Consider the following 12410-nt stretch of genomic DNA (forward strand, 5'->3'; position numbering starts at 1 on the left):
AATCCGACGTTGAGCAGAATACGCGAACGCACTCTCCCCAACTTATCCCGAAAAGACTCTTTGATACGGTAGTACTTTTCGTCCCTCCCAGAATCCGGATTATATCTTGTCTGCGAAATAAAATGCATAGTGCCACAAAGGTAAGGATAAAAAAATCCACCGCTGTGTACTACATTTCGATTTAAAAAACAACTACCCCGATGAAATCAGCATTTCACTCCTCAAAATGCCCAAAAACCACCTCAAAATATACTCTAGGGGTCAAACTTGGGCTAGTATTATAGAGCAGATTAGCGCTATCCTGTAGCGCCGTGCCTACTCCCACATCTACGATGCCCGACCACACATTCTTCACATTCTCTTTCAGTGTGATATTGAGGGCTGCTTGGTCACTGAATCGCAACCCCTTCAGGCTATTTATCGGCTGATGATTTTGCAGCACCTGTACACTGCCAATCATATCAGCATTGATATTCTCACTCGCCTGTGCATACTTGGAGCCCATCAGGTCCATCCCCTCTATGTAAAACTTATTGATAGGGGTGCCCTGAAAGGAGATCGTACCATTTTTACTCACCTCCAGTCCGGGCATCTTCCTGATCACGTCGGCGATACTACGATCTTGACTCAGTTTGAAGCTCGATACATTATAGATTAGGGTATCATTTTGCCGACGGATACGGTCGGGTCGCACGCTCACCTCCCTAAGCTCAAAGACAACACTCTTCAGTACTACCTCCGCTCCATTGCGAAACTCCTCGATATCGATACGCCGAGCCTCATATCCGAGTAATACAAATCCTATCGCCACAGGTCGGGTATCGCCCTTGGCACGGACACTGAATCGTCCGTCAGCATCGGTAAACCCAAAGCCCATTGCAATGGCCTCATTGCGATAGAGCATCACATTCACATCCTGTATCGGAGCCCCCTTATCATCGACGACTCGCCCCGTGTAGGGCACCTGAGCGACCATTACGGCAGCCCCAGATAGCATCAAGAGCAAAAAACCAATAAATCTTGCAACCATAGCAAGCCTATCTCTTTATCGTTCCATAAGGATAGCAGTCTTTTCGGAGTAGACCATTCTATTTCCGTACTGATCCCAGCTTTTTAGTTCGTACCCATTCATCCTCTTGAAAAAGTCTGACAAGGACTTTGCCTCGAGGCGCTTCAATTCATGGTACTCCTCCTTGGTACAATCGACATACTTCTTATTTGGGTACAATAGTTCTTCATCCTCTACCTGCTCTATCTCTATGCACGAAAAAGCAAAAATACCCTCACTCTCTACGGCATGCAAGATAAGCCCCGGCAATCCATAGAGCTTCCATGGACCGTCGCTAATGGGAATTTCAGGCGTATAGGCTACACGCCAGTGCCTCCCTAAGTAGTCTGCCTCAGCTTGCTGGCATCAGTAGCCGGCGATGACGGTATCTGTGGGGAGTAGAGTCCACTCCGGAGGTGTCATCTTCTCTGTATACCGCAAGCGCTTAAAATTCTGTTCAGTGTAGGTAAGGGTATTCTTTTGAGGATAATTCTTCCACACCTTATACCTGAAGTTGGATACTGGATAGCCAGACTTCGCCCAGGCACTCTGTACATCTACCAGACTGCCACCCTGCGCCAAGATACGCTCCTTGATCAGATCTCTTTGCACACTATTCAGCCCGTAAAAACAGGAGAAAGACTTGCCTATGTCCAAGATTACTTCGGTCTCGTAGAGATCCTTCTCTTCTACGTACTGAGAAAATTGGGCTAAATAGTGTACCCGTATCTACACTTTTGCCTCATCCCCTACATCCTCTGCTGTAGCATGTCCCAGACCTAATAGTGTACCGAGGAGGAGACCCCATATCAATTGACAATGCCTCATAAGCACATTAATTATAAACATTCAGAATATTCAGAAATGGGAGGAAATAGGGCGAGTTATCACCCTATGCTCCTCCCATTTTATTATCTTTTCACTTGAAAAATTCCATTGTGAATGTACGGAACTAATCTAAAGATTCATCCTTAGATTTTATCTCAGTCCCTCTACAATCGTGGGCAGACATCCGATCAATTATTTCACAAGCGTCTTCAAGTGTAGCATCATCAGGGATTTGATGAATTGTCCCACAATCTGTGATGATGTAGTGAGGGGTATCTGATGCGAATGCAACAGATGAGAACAGCACTGCACAAGTGCCTAAAATCAACTTCTTCATAACTTTTATTACTTTAAATTTTCTCCTACTCTTTAAGCTTTTCAGAATCCGCTCCTTTGGACAGTATGGTCTGTTCTATATATTCTATTTCTATGCCGAGAGATTACATTAATAAAGTCACCGACCCTTGCCGACCCTTCAACAGAACCGACTCGGAACAAATGTAAAAAAAACACAAAACCAAATATATTGTTAATTCTGTGAACTGATGTCTCCTTCTTTTTCTTTTGTTGGTACATGAATCAACGATTGCTTTTGTCGCTCGCGACCGTCCTTCCTTTGAGAGGAAAGGGGCGGCCGAGTACATCCCAATGCTACCCTAATAATTGCATTTCGATATTGAACTTAGAATACAAAGGCGAACAATAGCACGCCCGCTATCGTACACCATACAATAATTGGATGACTCATAATCTTTTGCTTTTTAATTTACGTTGCAAAAGTATAACCGTCCCGAAGAGTACCGAAACGTTTAGTGAGAGATTTTCCTATTATTGATATAGGCAAAACGAATAGTTAGTAGTCTATACACTCGCTCTATACTGAGCGAAGAAAGTCTCTCCCGGGAGGGACTTGAGTTTTTCGCCATATAAACTCGAGTCTCTCCCGGGAGAGACTTTCTTTGCTCAGGCAAGTAACCTACACTACGACCAATAGAGACTGTTGCACGAAAGCAAACTACAGCGCTGCTTTCGGCATTCAGGCTTGGTCACGTACGCTAGTACGCTCCTGTCGCTCTCTGCTTCATCGCCTTGTTCCCGATAATAACTTATAGGAACACATACGGTACAAATCGGCTACACTTGGAGATACTATCAAGAATAGGTACATTTGCCGTTTAATAATCACACTAAATAATACGACGCTTTAATTAGCAGACATTAGGCAACCGAGTATGAACAAAGTATTCAAAGCATTAGGGTTCGACCCTACGAGACACAACGTGAGGACTGAGTTGATTGCAGGACTCACCACCTTCCTCACCATGAGCTATATACTAGCGGTGAACCCCGACATCCTTAGTTCGACTGGGATGGACAAAGGCTCAGTATTTACTGCGACAGCACTGGCATCGGCCATCGGTACCATACTGATAGCCTTCCTTGCTAAGCTCCCTTTTGCTCAAGCACCGAGTATGGGTATCAACGCCTTCTTTGCCTTTACACTCGTCCAAGGAATGGGCTATAGCTGGCAAGCGGCTTTGGCAGCGGTATTTGTGGAGGGTATTGTATTTATCCTACTCACGGTTCTCAATATCCGCCAACAGATTGTGCGCTGTATCCCCGTGAATCTAAGGTTTGCGATATCTTCGGGCATCGGTATGTTCATTGCCTTTATAGGGCTGAAGAATGCCGGAATCATCGTTGCCAATCCTGCTACATTCGTTACGCTCGGTGCGTTTACCCCTACAGCGATTCTCGCTTGTATTGGCATTATCCTGAGTGCTGTGCTGATGGCAAGGAAAGTCAAAGGAGCTTTATTTTACGGTATTTTGGTCACCACCATCATCGGTATCCCTATGGGGGTTACGCAGTTCACCGAGGGCTTCTCGCCTGTCTCATTACCCAAGTCCCTCGATGCAACATTCCTACAGTTTGACTTCAAGGCACTACTCAATATGGACATGGCTCTGACCATCTTTGCGCTCGTATTTATGGATATCTTCAATACCATCGGCACGCTAATCGGAGCGGCAGCAGGCACTGAAATGATGGACGAGAAAGGCAATGTGAAGAATGTAAAGGAGGCTATGATGGCCGATGCTGTGGCGACCTCCGTAGGTGCAGTATTGGGCACTTCCACTGTGACCACCTTCGTAGAGAGTGCATCGGGAATTGCAGAAGGAGGGCGTACGGGTATGACAGCTCTTGTAACGTCTGGCTTCTTTTTGCTCGCACTATTCTTTGCCCCACTATTCCTGCTAGTCCCCTCGGCAGCTACCACAGGTGCACTCGTAATGGTAGGCGTACTGATGATGGATGCGGTGAAGAATATTGAGCTAAGAGATATTAGCGAAGCGCTCCCCGCCTTTGTTACGATGATTACCATGATCCTGACCTACAATATTGCCGAGGGTATGGCGCTTGGTCTGATCAGCTATGCCCTGGTTAAGCTTATCAGTGGTCAGTGGAAAGACCTCAATATCACACTTATTATAGTAGTGGCACTACTGATGCTGCGCTATATCCTACAGTAATCATATACAGATAGCATAGGTATGATATTTACCGTCATAATAGCCTATCTACTCATTATCAACGCCGTATCCTTTGTGGTATACGGCGTTGATAAGTATAAAGCGAGACACCAGAAGTGGCGCATACCAGAAGCGACTCTTCTGACCCTCGCTGCTATAGGTGGTGCTGCGGGTGCGCTATTGGGAATGGTCGTATTTAGGCACAAGACGAAGCACTTGCGCTTTGTGCTACTCGTGCCACTATTTGTGTTGGTCTGGGCTGCCTTGGTTTATATGACCACTGGAGTGGTGGTGGTATAGCACCTTATTTTCGGGGCAGGGGGCGATAGTGCTTGAGTTGTAGGCTCTTCCTACCATAGAGAATATCTGTACCTAGCGGTGTGATATGGAGATTGGCTCTATCGCTATAGTCTATGCTCATGACCCCTAGCATTATCATCTGATAGATATATTCACGCCAAGCCAAAGCACTCAGGTCTCTACCTACGCCGTAGGTGGGAATAAGATGGTAACCATTGGAGAGGAGAAGCCTTTGTTGCGAACCACGGAGGATATCTATAAGCATCTCCACACCTATTTGCTGATGCGTGCGTGCCACAGCGCTCATCGCTTTCTGGGCAAGCTCAGTGCCATCGAATTGGTTGCCCTTAGGCATTAGGCATACATCACACTTACCACAGTCTTCGTCGACCTCAGCACCAAAGTACCCGAGTAGTACGCGGCGCCGACACACATTCCCCTCGCAGTACCGCTTCATGTACTCCATCTTGGAGCGCGATAGGTGCTGCATAGGGGTATTCTGTATGAGTTTCTGGAGCACGAAGATATCTGAATAGGAGTAGAAGAGCAAGGCATCGGAGCGCTCGCCATCACGACCTGCTCTTCCTATCTCCTGATAGTAGCTCTCAATATTCTTGGGCATATTATAATGTATGACCCAGCGGACATCGGGCTTATCAATACCCATACCGAAGGCAACGGTTGCCACCACGATATCCACCTGACCTGCGAGGAAGAGGCGATGTACCATATCCCGCTCTTGATTGCCCATAGAAGCATGATAGCAGAGGGCTTTTAGTCCTTTGCTATTGAGATATTTCATAAGCATCTCGGTATCGTCGCGCTTGGTACAATAGATGATTCCCGAAGCACCTACCTCTCGGCTCTCTATAAAGGAGATAATCTCTCGAAGCTTCTCTTGCTTCTTTAGCCCGCGGCGCACCTCGAGATAGATATTGGGGCGATCGAAGCTACCAATGGTAACAATAGGATTATGCAGGTGGAGCTGTCGGATAATATCTTGCTGGGTAGCGGGGTCGGCAGTAGCGGTTAGAGCAATAATAGGTCGATCGGGGAATTGGTCTTTGAGTACACCTAGCTGGGCATACTCGGGGCGGAAGTCATGCCCCCACTGACTGATACAGTGTGCCTCATCGATAGCGATGAGCGATACTTTCATTTGCTTGATGAGCTGCATCCCTGCAGCACTCATCAGGGTCTCCGGACTTAGATAGAGGAGCTTGACCTCGCCTCTTCTCACGGCATGCTCTACGCTATTGCGGTATTCGGGAGTGACACTACTATTGATGGTAGCTGCGGTAATCCCTCGCTTCTGAAGCGCTAAGATTTGGTCGCGCATAAGGGCGATAAGTGGAGAGATGACTATGGCACACCCCTCCATGAGCATGGCAGGCAACTGGTAGCAGAGCGACTTCCCGCCTCCGGTGGGTAAGACGACGAGCTGGTCGTGCTCTGTAATCACATTGCCCACGACCGTCTCTTGGTGCTCCCTAAACCCATCGAAGCCAAAGTATCGCTTCAGAGCACCCGTCATCGTTCCATCTCCTCTTGCAGTAGTCTCAGTGCCTCAGCAGCGACAAAATCGATATTACCTTCTCGTCCTTTATCCTCCGACTCAACCAGGAAGGCAGATATTCCTCGAGGGGTTTTCACAGCTACCCATACGTAGCAAGGGGGAAAGCCCTCACACTCCGATGGACCACAGACCCCGGTAGTGGCTACAGCGTAATCGGCATTGAGCAAAAGGGCAGCATGCCGAGCCATACCTCGTGCACACTTCTCGGATACTGTACCAGCGGAGAGAGACTCGGAGGTCAATCCAAGAACCTCTTTCTTAGCCAATCGACTATAAGCCACTACACCCCCGACATACCATTCGGAAGCTCCTGCCTGGCGTGTGAGGAGACTAGCAATCCTTCCGCCCGTACAGCTCTCTGCCGTTGCCAGCGTAGCACCTTGGGCTATCAATATCTGTGCTATACTCATATTACTACACGAGAATAAGGGGGATCGACTAGCGAACTACGCTCTCCCGCAGCGAAGCGAAAGGCGCCTGCCATAGCTACCATGGCAGCATTGTCTGTGGTATAAGCGAATGGAGGGATATACGCCTTGCTCCCAGTCCGCTTACCATACGCTATGAAGGCATCCCGAAGGGCAGAATTGGCTGAGACCCCTCCAGCGACTGCGACCTCCTTAATCCCAAGATCCTTTGCAGCCTTTTCTAGTTTGTGCATCAGGATATCCACAATCGTCTTCTGGAGCGAAGCACAGAGGTCTTCCTTATTTTTCTCCACGAACTCCGGATCCTTGGCTAGCTCATCTCTCAGGGTGTAGAGGAAGGAGGTCTTGAGACCACTGAAGCTATAATCGTACTCCTCTATACGCGGTTTGGCGAACTTGAAAGCATTGGGATTGCCTAGGTTACCTAGTCTATTCACCAAAGGACCACCAGGATAACCTAGTCCCATTACCTTGGCGCATTTATCGAATGCCTCCCCAGCGGCATCATCAATGGTCTTGCCGATAATCTCCATATCATAAGGACTCTTCACCAATATTATCTGCGAATTGCCACCCGATACTAAGAGACAAAGGAAGGGGAACGAAGGCACCTCACGATCGGTATCCCCTTCCTGTACAAAGTGCGCTAGCACGTGCGCTTGTAGGTGATTGACATCCACCATCGGTATACCCAAGCCCTCCGAAAGCCCCTTGGCAAAGGAAGTCCCTACCAAAAGGCTCCCCAGCAAGCCCGGACCACGAGTATAGGCAATCGCATCTATATCTGACAGCTCAATACCTGCACGCTTCACTGCGCTACTCACCACCGGTACGATATTCTTGAGGTGGGCACGGCTCGCCAGCTCAGGCACCACGCCCCCATACTCCTCGTGTACCTTTTGGCTCGCAATCACATTGCTCAAGAGGCGGTTACCCCTCAAGATTGCTGCGCTTGTATCATCACACGAAGACTCTATACCCAGCACCACCAAGCTGGAATCAATCATATTTAATTCACTCATACTAATTTACCTCCTTATAGTATCTGCAAAGATACAAAATATCAAGTGGACTACCTCTCATACACTCTAGCACAGACAAGGTTATCCCTAACAAATGTACACAAAAATAATACACCCAAGAACTATCAATAAGGTGTCTTAATTCCCTATTATAAGGTGTCACATTAAACTACTAATTTCTTTTTTGGTATCTTTGTCCGTGATTTAGGAAAAATTGCTTTATATGAAGAAGTTAGATAAGATTGACATTAAGATTCTCAACATGCTGATTGAGGATGCCCGCAAACCTTATATGGAGATTGCAGAGGCGTGTAAACTATCCAGAGCAGCTATTCACCAACGCATCCAGCGCCTTATCGCAAGCGATATCATTGGTGGTTCCTGCACGAACATCAACTTTAAGACCCTAGGATTCTCTACCTTTACCTACATAGGTATCGGGCTAGAGCGTGGGTCTTTGTACGACTCAGTGGTAACAGAGCTTGAGAAGATCCCTGAAGTGGTAGAGTGCAACTATACCACAGGGCACTACAACATGCTGATTAAGCTCTATGCAAAGAATAATGATCACCTCATGCATATCCTCAATGGCAAGATACAGGGGATAAATGGCGTAGTATCGACAGAGACCTTAATCTCTCTCAAGCAGAGCATTAACAGGCCGTTTCTACTACAAGAAAGTATGCTTGAGGACTAAGAGACTGTAATAATGGAGCAAGAAATGAACTATAATATTCGGAATACTTCTAGTCGGGATGGCGAGCTTCGCTTCGACCCCGAAACACATACCTATACCCATATTGGGAGGATTGAGCCACTAACCTCAGTGACCGCCTTTATCAGTTCTTTCTTTGACCCTTACGATCCCTACTTTTGGATTAATAAGGATGAGACCCTCTCGCCACTCCAGCGTGAGCAAAAGCGAAGAGAGCAAGACACCAAGGGTTATATTGCTCGCAATCTAGGCACCTTCCTACACACTCAGATAGAAAGGACCTTCCTAGGAGAGCCTACCGAGACGCACCTCTACCTAGAGGCAGCCGAGGGACTAGCTATGGCAAGAAACTTCGATATCTGTACCGAGATGCGTTACTTCGAGGATTTCGTGCGTGACCATCGCCTAGAGCCTTATCGTACAGAATGGATGATCTACGATGATGCACACTGGATTGCAGGCACCCTAGACCTCTTGGTAAAGCTACCCGACGGCACATTTGCTATATACGATTGGAAGCGCAGCCGTCGTATGGGGCGCGAACAGGGCGACCAGTTCCTCCCCAATCGCAGTAACTTCCGACAGAAAGGGCATGGTGTACTAGCGCATCTCGACGATACTCCGTTTATCCATGCCGTACTTCAGCAGAACTTGTATCGAGCCATACTGAAGCGCAACTACGGCATAGAGGTGAGCAAGATGTATCTTGTCATCCTTAGCCCCTCCTTCTCTCGTTACCACGAAGTAGAGGTGCCCCTATTCGACAATGAGATCAAGATGATGCTTGACCTCTACTAATTAGACGGAGCAAAATACCCAGTCTCTACCTTCGAGATCGTATCTGCCGAGCGTATCGCCGACAGTGAACACAATAAGATTACCGGCAACCACACCATGAAGGAGACCACCAATAGCATCAGTTTCGAGGCTCAGGTAACTGAGGGTGCTGGCACCTTTACCGCAGTGAGCGACACCATCCGCTTGGATCGCATACAGTGGGGTGTCAACTACGGATCGAAGAATATCTTCAAGGACCTCAAAGACAACGTTATCGACGACCAAATGTCTATGATTGTAACCATCGTAGCTCGCTAAGCCGTCGTAAGGACTAAGACACCTATTATAAATGGGGCGCAATCACACACGAGTGGTTACGCCCCATCTGCATTGGTGCCTCACGGTAGAAGAATTGCGTATTATAATAATTGCTATATTTGAGGACTAGAATAAAATACAATTCAATGACATACCAAGAGACAACAGAATATTTATTCTCTCAACTACCACAGTTTGAGAAAGAGGGAGCATCGGGATACAAACCAGGGCTAGAGCGGGTAGAAGCACTTCTTGCTCTATGTGGTTCGCCACAGAAACAGCTGACCACGCTACACATAGCAGGCTCCAATGGCAAAGGCTCCACTAGTACAATGCTTGCTGCCACACTCGCTGAGAGCGGACTCAAAGTAGGGTTATTCACCTCGCCCCACTTAGTAGACTTCCGTGAGCGCATACGCATCAATGGCGAGATGGTGAGCGAAGCCTATGTCGTCCGGTTTGTAAAGGAGATAAGGGCGAAGATGCCCAAGGACCTCGCCCCTTCCTTCTTCGAGCTGACTACAGCGCTCGCTTTTGCCTACTTCGTAGAGGAGCAGGTGGATATAGCAGTAATAGAAGTGGGCATGGGGGGCAGGCTCGATAGCACCAATGTGATTACCCCCCTCGTGAGCGTGATTACCAATGTGAGCAACGACCATGCACAATTTCTTGGTGGCACACTTACAGCTATCGCTGGTGAGAAAGCTGGCATCATCAAACCCAATAGCCCCACCGTACTCAGCCGAAGTAGCGTAGCCGAAGTTACCGAAGTAGTAAAAGCTCGTGCCGCAGAGATGGGCTCCCCTCTCACGATGGCAGATAAAGCGGAAGAAATCCTCATGTACACGCAAGTGCCTGATGGGTACAAAGTGGTGACCCATCACTTCGGCACCCTACACCTTCCGCTCATGGGCAGCTACCAGATAGAGAACTTTGGAGGCGTACTCCAAACCCTATTAATACTGAAAGACAAGGGGTACAACATTACACACGATGCGCTACAGAAAGGACTAGAGAAACTCCCGCACTACGGACTCCGTGGGAGGCTAGAGGTACTCCAGTCTGGAACTCCTACGGTAGTTATCGACACCGGACACAACCCCGATGCATGGGCATACCTCTCTACCACGCTTGAGGATTGGCAAAGCCATGGCGGACTGGTAATGATGATTGGCATGGCAGGCGATAAGGACGTTCGCCATGTCGTGACGTGCTTTCCCCATGATGCTTACTATATATTCTGCCAAGCCAACAACCAAAGAGCACTCCCAGCTACAGAGCTCCAAGCCCTAGCTCACGAAGTCGGTATCCGCCGTAGCGAAGTGGTCAGCGATGTGCTCGAGGCTTACCAGGTGGCGCTCACCCGAGCTAAAGAGCTAGGAGCAGCCAAACTATTTGTAGGTGGCAGCAATTACGTTATCGGCGAACTACTAACCAAATAATCAAAGACCATAATCATGAAAAAGGCAAAACTACTGTTCTTTGCACTACTCCTACTGATGGGTGCAAACGCCATTGCGTGTACTACAGCTGTAATATCAGGGCGGGCAACCAATAATGGTCGCCCTATGATTTGGAAACTCCGAGATACCGAGGAGTACGACAATCATATGCGCCGTTTCGAGAGCCCACTAGGATACTACGTGGGACTCGTCAATGACTCTGATACCCTTGGGCTATCCGTATGGGGTGGACACAATAGCCACGGCTTTGCGATAATGAATAGCGCCTCTTTCAATGTCAATGTAGGCTACAAAGGCGAACTAGAAAACCAAGAGGGGGTGATTATGAAAAAGGCTCTTGCTGAGTGCCGCACACTCTCCGACTTCGAGCAGATGCTCAATACCCTACCACGACCTATGGGACTTGCAGCACACTTTGGCGTCATCGACGCTGAAGGTGGAGCCGCATTCTACGAGGTGAACAACGAGTCTTGGACAAAGTTTGATGCCAACGAAGTAGCGGAAGGGTATGTACTCCGCACCAACTACTCACTCACTGGCACACCCGACAAGGGTTACGGCTATGTGCGTTTCCGCACAGCAAGCCACCTATTTAGTCAGGTACAGCCAGGGGACTTCTCGGTTCAGCTAATCGGTAGCGACTTCAGCCGCTCCATGTACAATAGTCAGCTAGAGACCGACTTCAGAGCACAGGCTGAGCAAGAGGAGGTTCGCTACATTGACTCCGACGATCTTATCTGCCGCTTCGGCACCAGCTCAATGATACTAGTCGAAGGGGTCCAGAAGGGGGAAGACCCATTCCTCACGACCTCTTGGGTACAGGTGGGGAACCCTTTCCTCTCTCCTCTTGTACCAATATGGACAGATACTGAAGTCCCTATGGCTCTACAGACACCCAATGACAACGCCACAATTGCCACCAATGCCAAGGCGCTCAAACTACAGCTCTATCCCCTCCGCACTGTAGAGCAAGAGCGCTACCTATACATGCCATTAGTCGTCCGAAACGATGGCAAAGGCTTAGTTCAACAGTTCCAAAAGCTTGAAGCAGAGTATATCTCACGCATCCAAGAGACACAAAGCAAAGCGCTACAGTCCGAACTGATTGAGAAAGGTCTAAACCTCCAGCAAAGCTACCTACAGACCAGTAAATAAGGTTCATCCGACATTTCGTGTGATACGGCAGTCATGTAGTGCAAAAAGCCTTAGTTTGAAATAGTCATCATCTCTATATCCGTAAGCATTTCTCTTCATCACTTTAATCTTATTGTTTATCCCTCCACTTTGGCGGTTGATAGCCGTCCATAATACCATGCAAGTATTTCCTCTTTAGCTGCATTGATTGTGTTTGCTAATGACATTAGAGGTTTTGAAGCTGTTTCTAATGCCATTGACACCCAA

The 12410-nt window shown here is 48.0% G+C and carries 14 protein-coding genes and 1 pseudogene; 7 read left to right on the plus strand and 8 right to left on the minus strand.

Annotation, left to right across the window (positions count from 1 at the left end):
- Positions 1-214: 214 nt before the first annotated feature.
- From A3GG_RS0109170 to A3GG_RS0109190, 4 genes are all read right to left on the minus strand, one after another.
- Positions 215-1030, minus strand: a complete 816-nt coding sequence (locus A3GG_RS0109170; protein WP_018358997.1) for a carboxypeptidase-like regulatory domain-containing protein — start codon at positions 1028-1030, stop codon at positions 215-217.
- A gap of 15 nt (positions 1031-1045) precedes the next feature.
- Positions 1046-1354, minus strand: coding sequence for a GLPGLI family protein (locus tag A3GG_RS13890; protein ID WP_248637676.1), 309 nt, complete (start codon positions 1352-1354; stop codon positions 1046-1048).
- Positions 1355-1414: 60 nt separating this feature from the next.
- A complete protein-coding gene (locus A3GG_RS13895) occupies positions 1415-1660 on the minus strand; it encodes a hypothetical protein (RefSeq protein WP_018358999.1) in 246 nt (81 codons plus the stop codon).
- A gap of 340 nt (positions 1661-2000) precedes the next feature.
- Positions 2001-2213, minus strand: a complete 213-nt coding sequence (locus tag A3GG_RS0109190; protein ID WP_018359001.1) for a hypothetical protein — start codon at positions 2211-2213, stop codon at positions 2001-2003.
- A gap of 895 nt (positions 2214-3108) precedes the next feature.
- Between A3GG_RS0109190 and A3GG_RS0109195 the strand changes: the two genes are divergently transcribed.
- Together A3GG_RS0109195 and A3GG_RS0109200 are read left to right on the plus strand one after the other, a co-directional pair.
- Positions 3109-4410, plus strand: a complete 1302-nt coding sequence (locus A3GG_RS0109195; protein ID WP_018359002.1) for an NCS2 family permease — start codon at positions 3109-3111, stop codon at positions 4408-4410.
- 21 nt (positions 4411-4431) lie between these two features.
- On the plus strand, positions 4432-4710 hold the full coding sequence (locus A3GG_RS0109200) for a DUF1294 domain-containing protein (RefSeq protein WP_018359003.1): 279 nt from the start codon (positions 4432-4434) through the stop codon (positions 4708-4710).
- 4 nt (positions 4711-4714) lie between these two features.
- Here the strand turns inward: A3GG_RS0109200 and A3GG_RS0109205 are convergent, their stop codons facing one another.
- From A3GG_RS0109205 to tsaD, 3 genes are read right to left on the minus strand one after another with little or no spacing between them, the layout of a single operon-like run.
- Positions 4715-6244 carry a RecQ family ATP-dependent DNA helicase gene (locus A3GG_RS0109205; protein WP_018359004.1) on the minus strand — a complete coding sequence of 510 codons (1530 nt, stop codon included), beginning with the start codon at positions 6242-6244 and terminating at the stop codon, positions 4715-4717.
- Positions 6241-6696 carry a CinA family protein gene (locus A3GG_RS0109210; RefSeq protein WP_018359005.1) on the minus strand — a complete coding sequence of 152 codons (456 nt, stop codon included), beginning with the start codon at positions 6694-6696 and terminating at the stop codon, positions 6241-6243. The genes A3GG_RS0109205 and A3GG_RS0109210 overlap by 4 nt, the downstream gene beginning before the upstream one ends.
- Positions 6693-7736, minus strand: a complete 1044-nt coding sequence (gene tsaD / locus A3GG_RS0109215) for a tRNA (adenosine(37)-N6)-threonylcarbamoyltransferase complex transferase subunit TsaD (protein ID WP_248637675.1) — start codon at positions 7734-7736, stop codon at positions 6693-6695. Before tsaD ends, A3GG_RS0109210 begins: the two co-directional genes overlap by 4 nt.
- Before the next feature lie 223 nt (positions 7737-7959).
- On the opposite strand from tsaD, the gene A3GG_RS12240 reads away from it, so the two are divergent.
- From A3GG_RS12240 to A3GG_RS0109240, 5 genes and pseudogenes are all read left to right on the plus strand, one after another.
- Positions 7960-8433 carry an Lrp/AsnC ligand binding domain-containing protein gene (locus A3GG_RS12240; RefSeq protein ID WP_018359007.1) on the plus strand — a complete coding sequence of 158 codons (474 nt, stop codon included), beginning with the start codon at positions 7960-7962 and terminating at the stop codon, positions 8431-8433.
- 12 nt (positions 8434-8445) lie between these two features.
- On the plus strand, positions 8446-9249 hold the full coding sequence (locus A3GG_RS0109225) for a hypothetical protein (RefSeq protein WP_018359008.1): 804 nt from the start codon (positions 8446-8448) through the stop codon (positions 9247-9249).
- Positions 9250-9261: 12 nt separating this feature from the next.
- A pseudogene (locus tag A3GG_RS12245) lies at positions 9262-9546 on the plus strand (YceI family protein); the annotation flags it as partial.
- Between the two features lie 146 nt (positions 9547-9692).
- Entirely contained in the window at positions 9693-10988 is a 1296-nt protein-coding gene (locus A3GG_RS0109235) for a bifunctional folylpolyglutamate synthase/dihydrofolate synthase (RefSeq protein ID WP_018359010.1), read from the plus strand.
- Between the two features lie 15 nt (positions 10989-11003).
- Positions 11004-12164 carry a carcinine hydrolase/isopenicillin-N N-acyltransferase family protein gene (locus A3GG_RS0109240; RefSeq protein ID WP_018359011.1) on the plus strand — a complete coding sequence of 387 codons (1161 nt, stop codon included), beginning with the start codon at positions 11004-11006 and terminating at the stop codon, positions 12162-12164.
- A 3-nt stretch (positions 12165-12167) separates the two neighbouring features.
- Here A3GG_RS0109240 and A3GG_RS13455 read toward each other — a convergent pair whose 3' ends face one another.
- Positions 12168-12263 (minus strand): hypothetical protein, encoded by a 96-nt coding sequence (locus A3GG_RS13455; RefSeq protein WP_428829144.1) that lies wholly within the window; start codon positions 12261-12263, stop codon positions 12168-12170.
- Positions 12264-12410: the final 147 nt, after the last annotated feature.

The organism is Porphyromonas levii DSM 23370, from assembly GCF_000379925.1.
Classification (GTDB): domain Bacteria; phylum Bacteroidota; class Bacteroidia; order Bacteroidales; family Porphyromonadaceae; genus Porphyromonas_A; species Porphyromonas_A levii.